Annotated in this window: 13 protein-coding genes and 1 riboswitch; of the genes, 5 read left to right on the top strand and 8 right to left on the bottom strand. The window is 43.6% G+C overall.

The genetic code is table 11. The features are described from left to right. Positions 1 to 376: 376 nt before the first annotated feature. Positions 377 to 1309, bottom strand: coding sequence for a KAP family P-loop NTPase fold protein (locus sps_RS21810; protein WP_077754411.1), 933 nt, complete (start codon positions 1307 to 1309; stop codon positions 377 to 379). A gap of 481 nt (positions 1310 to 1790) precedes the next feature. On the opposite strand from sps_RS21810, the gene sps_RS21815 reads away from it, so the two are divergent. Continuing rightward, positions 1791 to 2663 (top strand): LysR family transcriptional regulator, encoded by an 873-nt coding sequence (locus sps_RS21815; RefSeq protein WP_077754412.1) that lies wholly within the window; start codon positions 1791 to 1793, stop codon positions 2661 to 2663. A 92-nt stretch (positions 2664 to 2755) separates the two neighbouring features. Here the strand turns inward: sps_RS21815 and sps_RS21820 are convergent, their stop codons facing one another. Beyond that, entirely contained in the window at positions 2756 to 4450 is a 1695-nt protein-coding gene (locus sps_RS21820) for an amidohydrolase (protein ID WP_077754413.1), read from the bottom strand. A gap of 220 nt (positions 4451 to 4670) precedes the next feature. Between sps_RS21820 and sps_RS21825 the strand changes: the two genes are divergently transcribed. Next, on the top strand, positions 4671 to 5648 hold the full coding sequence (locus sps_RS21825; protein WP_077755815.1) for a transposase: 978 nt from the start codon (positions 4671 to 4673) through the stop codon (positions 5646 to 5648). Between the two features lie 414 nt (positions 5649 to 6062). Here the strand turns inward: sps_RS21825 and sps_RS21830 are convergent, their stop codons facing one another. Beyond that, positions 6063 to 6500: a DUF3069 domain-containing protein gene (locus sps_RS21830; RefSeq protein ID WP_077754414.1), complete on the bottom strand. Its 438-nt coding sequence runs from the start codon at positions 6498 to 6500 to the stop codon at positions 6063 to 6065. Positions 6501 to 6893: 393 nt separating this feature from the next. Between sps_RS21830 and sps_RS21835 the strand changes: the two genes are divergently transcribed. After that, positions 6894 to 8729, top strand: a complete 1836-nt coding sequence (locus sps_RS21835; RefSeq protein WP_237157907.1) for a GGDEF domain-containing protein — start codon at positions 6894 to 6896, stop codon at positions 8727 to 8729. A 30-nt stretch (positions 8730 to 8759) separates the two neighbouring features. On the opposite strand, the gene sps_RS21840 is transcribed toward sps_RS21835, so the two are convergent. Continuing rightward, positions 8760 to 9581, bottom strand: coding sequence for a substrate-binding periplasmic protein (locus sps_RS21840; protein WP_237157908.1), 822 nt, complete (start codon positions 9579 to 9581; stop codon positions 8760 to 8762). A 677-nt stretch (positions 9582 to 10258) separates the two neighbouring features. On the opposite strand from sps_RS21840, the gene sps_RS21845 reads away from it, so the two are divergent. Both sps_RS21845 and add read left to right on the top strand, forming a co-directional pair. Then, positions 10259 to 12556 (top strand): beta strand repeat-containing protein, encoded by a 2298-nt coding sequence (locus tag sps_RS21845; RefSeq protein WP_077754417.1) that lies wholly within the window; start codon positions 10259 to 10261, stop codon positions 12554 to 12556. Between the two features lie 278 nt (positions 12557 to 12834). After that, positions 12835 to 12934, top strand: a riboswitch (purine riboswitch). 111 nt (positions 12935 to 13045) lie between these two features. Next, positions 13046 to 14041 (top strand): adenosine deaminase, encoded by a 996-nt coding sequence (gene add / locus sps_RS21850; protein WP_077754418.1) that lies wholly within the window; start codon positions 13046 to 13048, stop codon positions 14039 to 14041. A 144-nt stretch (positions 14042 to 14185) separates the two neighbouring features. On the opposite strand, the gene sps_RS21855 is transcribed toward add, so the two are convergent. The 4 genes from sps_RS21855 to tnpA are packed head-to-tail and all read right to left on the bottom strand — an operon-like array spanning position 14186 to position 16717. Then, positions 14186 to 14446 (bottom strand): hypothetical protein, encoded by a 261-nt coding sequence (locus tag sps_RS21855; protein WP_077754419.1) that lies wholly within the window; start codon positions 14444 to 14446, stop codon positions 14186 to 14188. A 46-nt stretch (positions 14447 to 14492) separates the two neighbouring features. Then, positions 14493 to 16055, bottom strand: coding sequence for an IS66 family transposase (gene tnpC / locus sps_RS21860; protein WP_077751526.1), 1563 nt, complete (start codon positions 16053 to 16055; stop codon positions 14493 to 14495). 27 nt (positions 16056 to 16082) lie between these two features. Beyond that, on the bottom strand, positions 16083 to 16427 hold the full coding sequence (gene tnpB / locus sps_RS21865; protein WP_077751064.1) for an IS66 family insertion sequence element accessory protein TnpB: 345 nt from the start codon (positions 16425 to 16427) through the stop codon (positions 16083 to 16085). Next, entirely contained in the window at positions 16427 to 16717 is a 291-nt protein-coding gene (gene tnpA, locus sps_RS21870; RefSeq protein WP_077751527.1) for an IS66 family insertion sequence element accessory protein TnpA, read from the bottom strand. The genes tnpB and tnpA overlap by 1 nt, the downstream gene beginning before the upstream one ends. Positions 16718 to 16748 lie beyond the last annotated feature (31 nt).

The following is a 16748-nucleotide window of genomic DNA, read 5'->3' on the forward strand; positions in this document are numbered from 1 at the left end:
TGAACTTGATTCAAGATCCAAGCTAGAGATTCGAGAATAGATTAAAGCTACCAGCTGATACTGGTAGCTTTTTTATTACCTTGAAATTGGATCCTTCAAATGAAGGCAAGTTACATTTTCTGTTTTAGCTTCTGGCGGAGTTGGTATTGAGTGCTGTGTTTGAAGGTCTAACCTTCATTGTGATCAAACGCTTCCCAGCGGGGGATGTGCAGATACTTCTACGAGACGCCGCAAGCACATCCATGTGGGCTCTACCAAAACATCCATGTTTTGGAAGCTCGTTGCTGCATCTACACTGAGTCATTAACAAGAAAGTTATCTCTTCAATTGGGATAAGATAATCAGTTTTAAGAATCAAAGCAGCCTATAAATAATGCTAAGCATCAAAAGAGGTTGCAAGCTCAATCCAATTTTTATAATCACTTTTTGATTGTTCTAAACTAGCAAGTTCCACTCCAACAAAATTAGCTATAGGGGCTGACGGATTACCACTCCTAGATACCAAGTTTGCGATCTCGTCATAATAGTTTTTACGACTGACTGAATGTAGGCTTTCAAGCTGAGTCGATAATAACTGAGAATAGTTTACAGAGAATGTGCCATTCTCAATGCCAATGAGGTGACTCCGATTTCCTTTGGTTGCATATCCATAATCAAAAAATGTGTAAGGAGTCAGTTTCAATTCAATTAATTCTCCAAAATTCTCCTTATGTAAAATTTCCTGAATAGTTCTAGGCACATGGTAATTATCATTCATACCTTTAGGGCGCTTTTCGTCCATAATATTTTGATAGAAATCAAAATACCTGTCGTGAATAATCATTAAGGAGCAGAGGAGCAAGATATCGACTTTTTGGGTTTCAATGCTAAACAACACAGCTTTCAGTTTATCGACGAGCAGCTCGGTTTCACGTAGAGGTAAAGAAAAAACATCGGTGATTGAGCCAATTAAATATGATAGGTACTCGACGTCGTTATCAATCTCTGGCCAAACTAATCCACTAACCTTCTGCAGTTGTTCTTCAGTTAAATTAATTAGTTTATTCTGGATGAAGTCTAACCTTGGCTGCTCTTGCAAAGTACAACGCCTTTGGAAAAATCGACTCAAATATACGTTTGCATTAAAGTCATTCCCATAGACAGCTTTAACTGCATGCTGAAGCTGTTCAGTATCGGTGGCAACAACAAAAACAACATTGGGCATATCAAAAAAGTGTTTAATCACTTCTAACATTTCTACGGCATAAGATGGACGACACCTGTCGAGTTCATCAATAAATATAAATGTCGGATTATTTTTTCTGTACAGCTAAGTGTGTCACTGATAAATGCAGTTATCGCTTTTTTAAATTCTTCGATGCTTTTTAATTTTGAATCGTGATCCTTGATAATGGCCGCAACTAATTTTCCTGAAGCATCAGCAAAGTCTTTACTCTCAAAAGGGTTAGCCTCCTCACTTCCATTAGCCTGCTGCAGGCAATAAATACCATTGAAACGATGGTATTTAGCAAACCTTCAAGTGCCAAATCTGCTATATGAAACTAGCCCAAACAACATTTAAAGCTTGCTAGTTGGCAAGTAATAAATGGTGTGTCACTGAAGTGTTTGCATGAAAGAAAATTCCTAGGCATCCTGCCTTCACGACATTCGGATACCTCGACTTTTCCTCCAAAGTAGATAATTTATTAAAGTAAACAATTGAAAATCAGCGAACTTAACTGATACTAATAAAGCTCGATGAAGCACAAAAAAAACACTTAGAAACTTGTTATTAGACAAGAGATGAATTAATGAATTTACTACACCTTCAAGCCTTGTTACTGGCAATTGAGACAGGCTCTATTTCTGCGGCAGCGCGGCAGCTGGGTAAACGCCAGTCTCAGGTTAGCCAATGGATTTCCGATTTAGAGATTGATTTGGGAGTGAGCTTTTTTGATCGCTCGGGCAATAAGACTAGTTTAAGTCAGGATGGTGAAAAGTTATTGCCCTACCTCACCCACAGCTTGAGCCAGCTGGATAAGTTTGTCCAAAGTGCCCAGGTTCTCGCAGAAAGTGAACCAAGCACACTAAGGATCGGCATGGAAAACTACATTCCTGATATCGCTTTTTCTCCTGCTCTGGCGTCTTTATTCGAGATGCCAAACCTGAGCATTGAGGTGTACCGAGAAGAGGTCAGCCAACTAGAACAAGATCTATGTGAAGGACGTACTGATATCATTCTGACTCACGAATCTGACACTATACATCACACTCAATTTGACTACTGCCGTTTAGGTTATTATCACGAAGAGCTGGTTTGTAGCCCTCTGCACCCATTGGCAGAACTCTCTAACATAAGCTTGCAAGACTTAAGTCAACACTGTGAATTAGTTTGGGGGGATATTGGTCATAGTGATGAAAACGGATTCAGCCCCCACTACGGTCTATTCTCTGATATCAACACCCTCATCGCTATGCTTAAGCGAGGCAAAGGCTTCGCGTTTCTCCCCCATGAATATGTGAGTTCGATGATTTCAGATAAACAACTCCTCCCCCTAGATTGCGATTTTGAACCCGTAGGAATCAAGCGTAAAGTCGAGATCTGCTGGCGCAATGGCTTAACCTTGTCCAGCAAGGGAGCCAAAGCTATTGATGCTTTCAAACAGAAACACCTATTAATCTAATGTCAGTTAAAAACACTCATCGCTGGTATAATCCAATGAGAACTCTGCCAGCGATAACAGTCATCTAGGCACTTTATTGATCGTTATGCAGGTTAGTGGTCCCCAGCATCGAACACTGTTTTACCTTGCAACAGCGTCATGATGACCTCAGCGTAAACAATTTCTTCAACTGGCAATTGAGTGATATCACTGTCAATAATCGCAAGATCGGCAGACTTACCTACTTCAATAGAACCCGTTATGTCACTAATCCCAAGACTAGCGGCGGCATTGATGGTGTAAGCATCGATAGCTGTATCTATGTCAGGTAGCCCTGTGGCCCCCATCTTAATACTGTTGGCAATGCCGACCAAAGGGTTGATGTCGTGTACATTCCAGTCGCTGCTTAGTGTCACATTCGCGCCAGTATCAAAAATAGCCTTTAGGTTCATCAACAGACTACTACGCTTTTCACCAAGAAATGGTTCTGCCCAGCTATGATCGTGATGGGCGACATAATCCGAGCCCACTTGGAAGTCTGCGGTCACGTCTAACTTAGCAAAACGCGGCACATCTTGAGGGTTGACCAGTTCAACATGAGTTAAGGTATAGGGTCTATTAACCCCCTTACTACGCACATATTCAACCGCATTAAGTGACTCCCTGATCGCCCCATCACCGATAGCATGAATATGGGCACCGAAGCCTATTTGATTCAGTTTATCCAACCAGCTTGGCATCTGTTGCGGTGCAATATAGTTAATGCCCAAAGGCTCATCTGCAATATAAGTGTCTATATAGGGCTTGAGTAATTTTGCCGTACCGTTAATAAAAATGCCATCGCTGTACATCTTCACCTGATCGACGAGAAGCAAACCGGACTTATTACCTGAATGAATTGTCTTGAGGTATTTCAACTGAGCATCCATTGAATCGGTGGGATAGATCCAGGGTCGAAGCGATACTCTTGCGGTTAACTCATCATTTTTCTCCGCCGCTCGCCATACCTCATACCAGCCTCGTTTCCAGTACAGTCGGCCATCACCTATGGTGGTAATACCATGAGCCGCGGCCTCTTCCAAACCAGACATAAGGCCGATATAGCTAGTATCAAACTGGTTTTCTAAGCTGTTCCATGCCATCTCCATCACCAGATCGCCGGCATTATCAAATAAAATGCCATTGAGCTCGCCGGTTTCCTCGTCTTTCAAAATTTTACCACCTTGTGGTTCAATCGAATTTTTGGTGATCCCTGCAAGCCTAAGTGCTTGTGAGTTCACCCACATCGAATGTGACGTTTGCTCCATAATGACAACGGGATGGTCGGGGAATATACGGTCTATCACTTCAAGGGGAGTACTCTCGTTCTGTTCATTTAGCACAGCATCAATAGAGAAACCGTAGCCCATCAACCATTCATTATCATTAGCTTGTTTACGGCAGGCTTTCAGGTAGGGAACTTGCTCTGCCAGCGAGGCATCCATATTCAGCTCGCAGTTACCCCCCCCTGATGATGCGGCTTCAAACACATGATTGTGATTATCGATAAAACCCGGCATCACAAATGCGTGCTCTAAATCCATCACCAGAGTTTGACCATTACGATAGCTATTCACACCATTTTCATTGCCTATATAAACAATATTGCCATCATAGACTGCCAGCGTATCGGCACTCTTATGGCCATAAATCACCGCATTGGTGATGATCAAATCTGCCAGTTCAGTTGGCTCAGTAGACTCGGCTTTACAACTTGTAGTACCCATAGTTAAGCTCGCGATCAGTGCCAGTGAATACACTCTATTCATAAGTTCATCCTATTTACCCCAACTCTAAGTGAGTATAGGGAATCTTCAGTTCAATTTCAGACAGGCTAGCCCGAAAGAAGAAATAGAGAAAAGTACTCACTATCTGAAATTTGAGATAGCAATCGAATGCACAAGCCAGAAAATCTGGCCACCCATTGTTAATGGCACATGTTTGTACTTCTTACTAAGCTTTAATAATCAGCTTAACCCTGAGGTTGTTATGCCCCGTCCCCGAAGTACACAAATAAGTCTCGAAGACACGCCCTACTATCACTGCTGTAGTCGTGTTGTTCGTCACGCCCATCTCTGTGGAAACGACAAAAATACAGGAAAAAACTATGACCATCGTCGAGCTTGGATAGAAGCCCGAATGCTCAAACTCACTGAGGCATTTGCTATTGATATAGCAGCCTATGCCGTCATGAGTAACCATCTTCATCTGGTGCTGTATATCGATTTAGATACAGCCAATACCTGGTCAGATAGGAAGGTGGTTGAACAGTGGCATACCTGTTTTAAGGGGACTGAGCTTACACAAAAATTTGCAAAAGGAGAGGTCATTGATGGGCATCAAGTGGCTAAATTAAAACATCTTATAGCGACTTATCGTTCACGCCTCTGTGATATTAGTTGGTTTATGCGTTGCCTCAATGAGCCCATAGCCAGACAAGCTAACCATGAAGATAACTGCACCGGGCATTTCTGGGAGGGGCGTTTTAAAAGCCAAGCTTTACTGGATGAAGCAGCTGTTTTAGCCTGTATGGCTTATGTTGAATTGAACCCAATTCGGGCGAAGATGGCCAAAACACCAGCAAGTTCTAACTACACCAGCCTCCAGCTAAGAATTAAAGCAGCCTTGAAAGGTGCGCAACCGATAAGACTACTGCCTTTTATTGGCAATGAGCAAACACACCAACCTAAAGGTATCAGCTTTAGCCTTAAAGATTACTTAGAGCTGGTTGATGAAACCGGTCGTATACTTCGTGATGATAAGCGAGGGGTAATCTCGGCCAATGCAGCAAAGATACTGATTAGGCTAAATATCCCTTGTGATAACTGGATAAAACTCACCGCTAACTTTGGTAAGCTCTTTCATGGGCCTGTAGGTACCTTGCAAGAATTAACAAACTATTGTGAACACTTAGAGAAGCGGCGACGGCATTTCTCCCAATGCTGCCAGTATTTACAAACAAGCTGATACGTTCAATCATTTCTGTTCCCAACTAATCGATTTATTAATGGGTTTAACTTATCCTGCCTGAAATTCACAATTCTCCTCTTTAAACGACCAATATCCATAGATAGTTAGATCAGAATCGTCAGATTACTGGTCAAGCTAACTCTGTAATTAGGTTGAGTCTTGATAACTTGGTAACTTTGAACAAGGGACTAGGTATATTGTTGATTTATAATGGGTGACTTTGTTTTTGGGCTTTATGACAACATAAGAAATGGTAGTTAAAGCTTGTTATCCGACATGTCTCGACTAAAAAAGACACAAAAAAGACCATGCTTTTCCATGGCCTTCGCAAATATTTCTTTTACTCAACCCACTCAATATTCAGTGCCTAGCAATTAGAAATAGGATTAATGTTTTATCCTTAGGAGACGATTATTTTCCGTCAATAACAGCCTTGATGCTGTTAAGTAAAGCTCTGTCTGTGCGGGCTTTCTTTAACTTCTTAGCACTTTCTTTCAAAGAATCGTCAGAGATACGAGTGAAGATACCGCTGTACTCTTTCTCGTCGATAGCTTCATCACTCTCGGCAGCTTCTGAGATATCTTGTGCCACGCGGCTCAGTTGTAGCCAGGCATTGGCGATATAGAAGCCATGAAAATCCGCTTGTGGCAGCTGAGCTTTAGCGCTGCTTGGCAATGCGTGCCAGCCCCTGATGAACTTCTCATCTGTGTCTTCGAGCAACTCGTTGCAGAGGTTAGCGTAGGCTTCCATCAGATTCTCAGGAATCTTATCCATGGGAATAACCACATTACATACATTGAGTGAAACTTGTTCGACACGCGCTTTGTATTCTGGAGTAATTTCTATCATGGTTTTGCTCTATAAACTTTCAATTAATAAATGGGGGTAGATTCAATAATGACTAATGTTTGGTCTTAGCGCTGAACTTGAACTTATCGCTGGCCTTTATACCTCCCCCCCTGCATAAAAGCAAAATAAGTGGCAAGTGGTTAACTTGCATCTTCATTTGTAACATCAGGAGATACAATATCTTATGTCAATTTTTTGCATATAAAATATATGATGATGGGATAATATCGGCTAAGATTTGTGTATGCTGTATACCTTGAGCCAAATAAGAGGAAGCATTAGCCCATAATGATTTATCGGCTCTTACCACATCGAATTATACCCAAGCTTGCATTAATATGTCAGGCTCTAGTTTGCCTAACGCCCATACAAAGAGGAGCAGGCAAGCTCACCTTGTCTTGGCTATTGTTCATCTTGCTCTCACCTCTCGTCTCGGCCGATGAGCCAAATAATCTTAATACCACCTTCGAAGAGTTAGAAAGCGGTGTCACTTTATCCAGTGACGATCTTAAGGCTAAACTTGAGTACCTCAAAGCTAACATCACCTTAGCCGATCTTAAAGACTACCTCAGATTACAACGAGTGCTATGTTGGAGCACAGATGCCTATGACAATAATGAGAGAGCGAAGGGATTAGCCCTTGCCCAAAAACAACTCAATGCTGAAGTTATCAAGCAATCCCCTGAAACCCTTGCCGATATAAAACTGTGCCGAGCCTGGTTTTATCAAGTCGGAGGACAAGTCGATCTCGCCTTAAAAGAATACAATCAAGTCATAGCCCAAGCCTATCAACTCGAATCCCCAAGGCTTATCGCCGATGCCCGTGGACTTCGAGGCGCTATCTACTCATTCCAAGGAAATTATGCCTTAGCGCTGGAAGACCTATACAGTGCTCAACACCTCTACGACGGCTTAAACCTGGCATTCTGGAGTCGATATAACTTAGCCGAAATAGCCACTAGCTACCGTCGATTTGGCGATCCTCAAACAGCTTATGAATATTACGCAAAACTCGAAGCCAAGTTCATTGAAAGCGGCGATCTCGAGTCCGCTAACGGCATGGTAACAGAGATGGCCATTGCCCTTGAAGAACTAGGCGAGAATGAAGCTGCCTTGGAAAAATATCAGCAAAGCTATCGCTACTGGCAGCTAGAAAAAGATGAACTAGCCCAAAGTTTTGTCGGCATTAACTTAGCAGGTACCCTCATCAAGTTGGGCCGCTTAGATGAGGCGCTGAAATACCTTGAGGCCTCACATAATCATGTTATGCCTACAGATGAAGCCTTCTATAGTTTTATGATGCTATTTCGCGCCAAGATAGAGATGCTACGAGGCAGGCCTAACGCGGCTATTCCCCTTATCGAAGAGGCAAAATCTGCTTTTCTACGAGTAAAAAATTCCCGTGGACTCATTCAACTTTATACTCTGGAAAGTCAAATATTCGCAGAACTCTCCCAGTGGGAACAAGCATACCGTTCACTGGAACATTATAATCGACTCCATAGCGAACTGGATATCAAGCTACAGACTCATAGAACCACAGAGATGCAGACTCGATTCAATACTAAACAAGTTGAATCTGAAAACCTCTTGCTGCTAGAGACACAGCAAATAAAGGAGCATGAGTTACAAATTTTACAGCAAAATCGATACTTACAATTTACCGTCATCTTTCTCGCCATCATAGTCATTATAATCATCTCTTTCTTTGCCTATAAACAAGCACAGAAGTCTAAATTATTGAGTGTTTTAGCCCTGACAGATCACCTGACCCAACTGGCAAATCGCAGACACGCCTATACCGTTGGCGAACAATCATTCTCTGATAATCATGATGTAATGGCCTTAATCTTGTTCGACGCCGATCATTTCAAGAAGATTAACGACAACTTTGGCCACGACCTCGGTGATAAAGTGCTGACTTCACTTGCTAATATCTCCAGCAGCCTGATGCGAAAGTCTGATCTGGTAGGTCGGGTCGGAGGCGAAGAATTCTTAGTCATACTGCCTCACACTAACTTAGAACAAGCCACAGAGATTGCCGAGCGTTTAGTAGACTCTATAGCCATGGCTGACTTGAGTGGTACAGCTCAAGATTTAACCATAACGATCAGCGCAGGTGTCGCTGCCAGGGAGCAAGATAAAAGTTTCTCCGAATTGCTTCAGCGTGCCGATAAAGGGCTATACCTGGCTAAATCCAGTGGCAGAAACTGTGTCAAGATAGGATAAAACCGATAACGCTTAGCCGAATCAATGCCATTATCTATCACGCCAGATAATGTCTACCTGTTCAGACACTGGCAGGTCATCAAAATATTCATGGTGAAGTAAAGCAAAACGCCCCGATGCTTTAAACGCGGTTAACGCCTCAGCCCAAACTCTAATGACCTTCTGAGGGGTACCTTTAGAAAAGGCCAGATAGAGGTCGATATCGGCAATCACGAGTACCGGCTTAACCTTGCTTCTGTCGACATTAATTTTTGCTAGCAGACTCTCCACTGCGAGCTCCGCCTGACACCATAATCGAATACGCCCCCGCATCAATTGCTTCGCTGAATGCTCGGGAAAGCTGGCCACCAGAAGATCTGTAACCCCGGCTCGTTTGAGTAAACTCTCGCCTATGGTTCCCCGGTAGACACCTATCGCCCCAAACTCACTGATGCCTTCTATACTTTTGATTTCTAGAGCATCATCACTGCGGGCGAACAGAGAAATACGACTAGTTAAAATAGGGCCAACAAAATCAAACTGCTTCTTCCTCTCCTCATTAATGGAAGTAGCAAACAAAAGCACATTTGGTGTCGCCTCAGCAATAGAAAGCGCTCTGGCCCAGGGGAGTACCTCGGGTTTAACATGGGTTCCGATAAAAAACTGTAGCTGATTTACAAGCTCGACAGAATACCCTTTGGCCACACCCGCCTCCTCAAATGAAACAGGCACCCAAGACTCTGTCAATAAACGCAGCTTAGTCTTTTCTTCGTCATGCTCCGCCCTCACTTGCTGAATAAAACCGATTAGCACAACAGACATCACGATCAGCAGATTCAGAAAAATAACTCTCTCAGGGAAACGGGGTCTCATATTACCTCTATATGCCTTATGCCTAAAAAATTGGAAGGGCATAAATCGAGCGATATCACTCTCTCATCCATTACAGGCTTAACACACGTCCTATGCGACCTAGACGCTCAATGCATTTCTAATAATAAGCATATACCAATATAGCGATAGCAATAATCACATATAGTGAGGTCACTGCACCCAACTTTCGCTCTCACTTCATAACACTTTAGTATTATTACTCTAGGTTTTCATCTCAAATTTAGCTACCTCGCCCATCCGACCACGAAAACAATCAACCCAAGTAAAAACAAAAGCTTAATCTAATTACACGAATTTATTAATAGTATAAAAGTATTAGTATCCAGTCTAATTACCTTCTTTCTACCTAGAGCCTTTAATACTCAAGACTGATGTTACTCAGTCGTTAACTCATCATAATTGTCGTCAATAAATTGACATGATAAAACCTAGGTATGAAGAAAGGGCTAAATGTACTAAGTCAATTCTCAGTGACATAGGTTTTACGTCATTCAAAAGATGGAAGCTAGCCATAGTATGGTAACCATTAGCACAAACGAAAATGATTTTAATCTTGGTCCAGCAGCAAGGATCTTGCCTGTTTAATTTTGAGTCGATGACCAAAGTATTTAACTTCTCAAATTAAGCAACTAACTAGTAAATAAGGGAATAACCAAATGAAACATTCTAAGATTGCTATGCTGATATCGGCGGCTTTACTCGCCTCTTCGGGAGCTTCAGCTGCCAGCATTGATAACAATGCGACTGTGACACAAGATGGAAATAATAACGCCGTAACCGTTAACCAAGTTATCGAAAGCAATAATAACCAGGCATTGGTCGACCAAGATGGTAATCACAACGCGGCTCAAGTGGATCAAGTAAATTCAAACCTGAATATTGCCGATGTCCAGCAATCAGGCAACCGTAATTCTGCTACAGTCAGTCAAGTCGACGTGACTTCGGCCTCATCAAGCATCACTCAAACCGGTAATGGTGATACAGCACTCATAGAAAACACAGACTCAGATAGTGCATTCGCCACCGTCACTCAACATGTGGGCCAAGGCAATGATGCCTATATAGATCAAACAAATTCAGACGCAGCCCTCGCTAACTTGACTCAGTCAGGCTCAGGGAACGACGCCGATATCATGCAGTCGACAGCTAGCAATGGCGCCGATACTACGGTTGCGACTCTGATGCAAACGGGTAACGATAACGTCGCACTCATCAGCCAGACCGCTCAGCAAAATACGGCGATATCGACACAAACCGGTAATAGAAACGACTCGACCATCTATCAAAATGGTGATAACGGCGTAGGGCAAAACCTAGCAACAGTCACTCAAACCGGTAACGCTAACGGCTCTTACGTCGAACAGCTGGAAATGAACAGTGCAACGGTTACGCAGATGGGTAATGGTAACTACTCTGAAGTGCTCCAGGCAGAAAACAACACAGCGATAATCAGCCAAACGGGTAACAACAACGAATCATATGTCGATCAAGCTGACCGCTCAGGGGATGAAGATAACCTGGCGATAGTCACTCAGCTAAATGGTAACGGCAACGTATCAGATGTTATCCAGGAAGATAGAAACCAAGCCTTTATCACTCAGGAAAATGGTAACGGTAACGAGTCTTACCTAAATTCAGATGACGATAACATCACTTACGTCACCCAGAAAAATGGTAACGGCAACTTCTCTGATATTGAACAGGATGATGATAACTCATTACATGTCTATCAGGGCGGAGGTAACAACAACGAGTCTTGGGTAGATCAAGATGATGACAACACAGTTAGCGTTACCCAGACTGGCGGTAATGGTAATTTCTCTGATATCGATCAAGATGACGACAACTCAGTGACTATAGTCCAAGACAATGGTAATCGTAATAGCTCTTGGATAGAGCAAGACGATGACAACACGGCTACAGTGATCCAAGTTAACGGCAACGGTAACGAGTCATGGATTGAGCAGGAAGATGACAATAGGGTATTCGTGGCACAAGACGGTGGTAATAATAACTACACCAATATAGTGCAAGACCAAGCTAACGATGCGTTTGTATTACAGCTTGACGGCAATGGTAACGAATCTAACATAGATCAAGACTCGGCTAACCAAGCTGACGTTATTCAAGTCAATGGTAAAAACAACTATGCAGAGGTCTCACAGGGGCTCTCTAACACAGTATTTTCATTGCAAATTAACGGTAATGGCAATGAGTCAAGCATACAGCAAGGCTCATTAAACGCTGCCGATGTCATACAAGATGGTAATAACAACAGTTCATCTGTTACTCAGGACGATCAACAAACGGTTCATCTTGTTCAAACGGGTAACGGTAATGACACGACTGTCAACCAAGTGAGTACTGATGCGGCTCTAGTGTCTAATAACGCCGATATCTATCAAGACGGTAACCGCGATACTGTAGCCGTGAATCAAAATGGCTTAGGTAATGATGTGCTGGTTATGCAAGACGCTACGAGTTTTGGCAACAGCATCACTATCGACCAAACGGGTCTTGGTAACTATGCTGGTGCAGGTACCTTCTCAGGTGCTGGCAGCGAGATATTCATTACTCAGGCAGGTAATAATAACCGCGTATCGAACTCAGATACAGACCGTGATATAGGCGCAACTTCAACAGGTTCTGATAACACCATGTATATCGACCAGATTGGTAACGGTAACTTAGTCTCGGCAGAGTCTTCACATAACGGTTCACTGGTTGATATCGACCAAAATGGCGACCTTAACTTCGCCGATGTAGATTCGACTTGGGGTGCTGAAAACCAACTACTGGTATCTCAGACGGGCAACAGCCATATTGCTTACGTTACGGCTACTGGCGGTACTATGAACTACACCAATATCACTCAGACTGATATGTCTAACACTGCAGCAGTGACTCAGGTGGGTTCGAATAACTCAGTGATGATCAATCAGGGTGCTATGTAAAATCAAAGCACTATGAAAATCAGATTACTATGTAAAAATAAAGCCCAGCTATGATGTCAATCACATCTTAGATTGAGCTAAATCCAAGGGGGCGTATGCCCCCTTTTGCTGTGTGATACCCGACTCACAAAGCTGCAGTCACCCATAAATGTTCAACAGGTCACAACCAGACATAAAATAGATCCATTACATCGAGTCACTGGCTCAAGCCAAAGCTAATGAATCAGAGCAAATTAGCAAGCACTAAACCCAAGCGTTGCAGTCACTTATCGCTAATGCTATAGTCCAAAAAAACGCTTCGTATAATCCCGATGATATGGTTTGGGAGTTTCTACCAAGAGCCTTAAATTCTTGATTATGAAGTCTGTAACTTTATGCACCATCTCCAATATGGACTATCTGTTAATAGGTAAGATCTGCGTCCAAAAACGCCATAGTTCCCTTTTAACCGGTATTCATATAGGTACTATCCAATAAAGGTAGAGACTCATGAATTATTCAAGCTTACCCAAGATCGATCTACATTGTCACTTAGACGGCAGTGTTCGCCCACAAACGATTATCGATCTTGCTAACCAGCAAAACATCTCCATTCCTAGCCAAGACATCAATGAAATCCGTTCATTAATGATCGCCCCCGAGACATGTCAGAATCTCGAAGAGTATCTGATGCGTTTCGACCTGCCTCTGTCTGTGATGCAGACCCAAGCGGGGATCGAGCGTATATCATTTGAACTATTCGAGGATGCGGCTAAAGAAAACGTCAAGTATTTCGAAGTCAGATTCGGCCCACAGCTGCATCAGTTACAAGGTCTAAACTTCGATCAGATCATAGGCTCAGTGGTCAAAGGCATGCAGCGCGCCGAAGCCATGTATGATATCAAGGGCAACTATATCCTCTCAATCTTGAGAACCTTCCCCAAGGATAACATCAGAGATGTTATCGATGCGGGCGCTGCTTATCTGAATAAGGGCGTGGTTGCCTTCGATCTGGCTGGCGCCGAGCTACCAGGCTTTTGCAGTGAGTTTATTCCCTATGTGGAATACGCCGTCGAGAAAGGTTATCGCATCACCATACACGCCGGAGAACAAGGCGTTGGCCAGAATGTATTCGATGCCGTTTCTATGTTAAATGCCGAACGTGTGGGCCATGGGATTCATATTACGGGCCACCAGGCCGCCTATGATTTAGTGAAACAACTGAACATAGGCTTGGAAACTTGCCCCAGCAGTAATATCCAGACAAAAGCGGTAGATAAGCTTAGTGAACATCCACTGAAAGCCTTCTATGAAGATGCTCTGCCCATCACAATCAACACAGATAACCGCACTGTGTCTAACACCACAATGACTGACGAAGTGCGCAAAGTAATGGAAGAGTTCAACCTGAGCCGTGAAGATTATTTCAACATCTATAAGATCAGCGTCGAGCAAGCCTTCGCTTCAGATGAAGTGAAGCAACATTTGATGAGCTTCATCGACTAGATTTGTCTAAGATAAAGAATAAAAAGCCAGCTTATACATTAGTTTAGGCTGGCTTTTTTCATACTTGTTTCTTCCTATCACCCAGTCCAGAAATAAGCCATCGACTCAGGCTCTCAACGGTTATATACCAATCGGTATAAGGTATTAGATAGCAAATTTCTGCACCTCTTTCTCCAGGTTCATAGTCAACAGCTGAATTTGGGCGCTGGTTGCATGGGACGAATGAGACACAGATGCCGTGTTTTCGGCTGTTTCGGAGATATTGACGATTCGTATAGCCGAGTCCTCCCCCGCCGTTAACTGCTCCGATGCGGCCTCCGAGATCTGATGGCTCATCAAGGAAATTTCAGATAACGAGATAGCGATATTTTTAAGCTCTTCAGACACCTGATGTGACTTAGCCACCGTCTCTTCACTGTAACCGATCAATATAGGACGGTATTGCAGGAGATTAAGAAGTCTGCATCAAATCTGATGTGAGTGGGTTGTCGGCAAATTTCGTCTTCCACACTCGCGGCGTGAGTTCTTCAACTTTCGAAGCTGGCTGCTGGCTGACGCGTTGCAGGACATCGACGAGGTAAGTGTAAGGATTAATCCCTTGCAGACGGCAGGTAACCAGTAAACTTTGCAGCATCCCCAACTGCTCCGCCCCCAGTTCGGTCCAGCAAAATAGATAATTTTTCCTTCCCATGGGTATGACTCGTAAAGCTCGCTCCAAGTGATTGGTATCGATAGGCACAGCTGGGTAACTCAAGAAGACCTTAAGTTCTGTTTTTCTATCAAGTGCATAACTAAGGGCCTTGCTTAACGGGTTGCTCGGTAAAATCTCTGGGCGTTGCCGTTGGTCATAGAGCCATTTGAAGAAGCTATCGACGATGGGCTCACTCCACTTTTGCCGATAAGCGAGGATTTCATCGCTGTAGGTCAGGTTATCGCGGATGTGTTTTTCGATTTTGTAGAGCTCGGCGATTTGCTTTAAGGCCTCTTTAGCCAATTCCGGCTCCATGAGTAAAGATTTATCGAAGTAGCGCCTAGTATGAGCCCAACAGGTGGCATGGATGATGTTCGCTTCGTTATCACGATTAAGTGCTTTTATCACATTGGTATAAGCCTGGTAACCATCACTGAGCAGTACACCGGTAAAACCTGTTAACTGTTCCTTGGCGTGCTTAGCTCCACGGCTTGATGACCAGGTGAAGGCGACTTCATCATCTTCACCGTAGATGGGCCAAAAGTAAGTCTGTTTCATCCTACCTTTCGCTTTACGCCCTGCTTTCATCGGTACTTCATCCATGGCCAGTGTAGAGCTGGTGAGGATATGCTGTAGCTGAGCTCGGTAGATAGGCGTTAACAGTTCGATGCCCCGTTTTACCCAGTTAATGAGAGTAGCCCGGCTGACCTGAACGCCGCTATCAAGCATTCTTTGGTGCTGGCGATACAAGGGTAAATGATAGACTCCCTTGTCGACCATGATGCCGGCGATAACAGAGACATCAGCAAAACACCCGTCGAGCACGTTATCGGGTGCAGGTTGTACGCTAAGGCAATGCTCAGTTTTGTGACGGACGACGGAACGCTTGTAGATAAGAATGGTGTAGCTGCCCGGCTGTTGAGCCAAGCGATGAGTCTCTTTATAACCGATAACCTCATACTGCTCAGCATCGTCACCTTCTAGCTCTGGCGCCTTAAGTTCAATAACCTTAGTAGGTACCGTGTCATCAAAGCGCAAGCCGGTGTCATTCACTTCATTGCCGGTGCGTTTTTTTGCTGAGCGGGTATAGGATATCTGTTGCTTGTCTTCAGGCTCTTGCTCCCCAGACTCAAGGCGGTCAAATAAGACTTCTTGATTGGGATTATCCTCTAACAGCTTTTCAGACTTGCGGCCAAATAACTGGCGCTTAAACCAGTCGAGTTGCTGTTGCAGCGTGAGCACTTTTTCAGACAGCTCAGAATTTTGAGCGTTTAGCTGCTCAATTTCTTGTGATAACGAAGCTGTCTGGATAGTTGTTTTCATGGCTGATATTATATCAAAAACAGCCAGTTATAACGAACTAAACCGTTTGTTTTTCACTTGTTTTTGCCAATTAATGCCTTCGATGAGGCACTGTAGTTGAGTCCAGGTGAGATTGATTTTATCCCCGTTACCCTCAACGTGATGAAAGCGGCCTAACTCAAGCCGCTTACTCCACAAACAGTATCCTCCGCGACTGAAATACAGCACCTTCATCATGGTCTGCTTGCGATTAATGAACACAAACAGCTCACCACTCATGGGAGAAGCGTGGAGTTGGTGCTTAGCTAATACGATTAAGCCATCAAACTGCTTGCGCATGTCCACGGGTTTGGCATACAACCATATGCGTAAATCCGGACTGGGCAATAACATCAGTATCGTAGTCGTAAAATGACATCACCAGGGAGCACAAGCTCAATGTTCCAGTTTGGTTTTGGGTCAGGTAACACGGGAAGCTTATCTTGCTTAGCGGGCTCAAGCGCTATCCAGTCGGCTTCGGTAGCCTGGATTTCTGGAGGAACCGTTAACTGCTGGCGCCAACGATTGAAAGAAGAAGTTGAAATGTTCTCCTGATGACAGAAGTCCTGCATAGATAAAGGCGTTGTGCACCACTTGTCCAGGAGGGTAGATTTTTGAGCGTCGGTGAGATGAGGTTTAGCCATGAGCATTCTCAGTATTAGGTTTACCCTGAGA

The sequence above is a fragment of the Shewanella psychrophila genome (assembly GCF_002005305.1).
Taxonomy (GTDB): domain Bacteria; phylum Pseudomonadota; class Gammaproteobacteria; order Enterobacterales; family Shewanellaceae; genus Shewanella; species Shewanella psychrophila.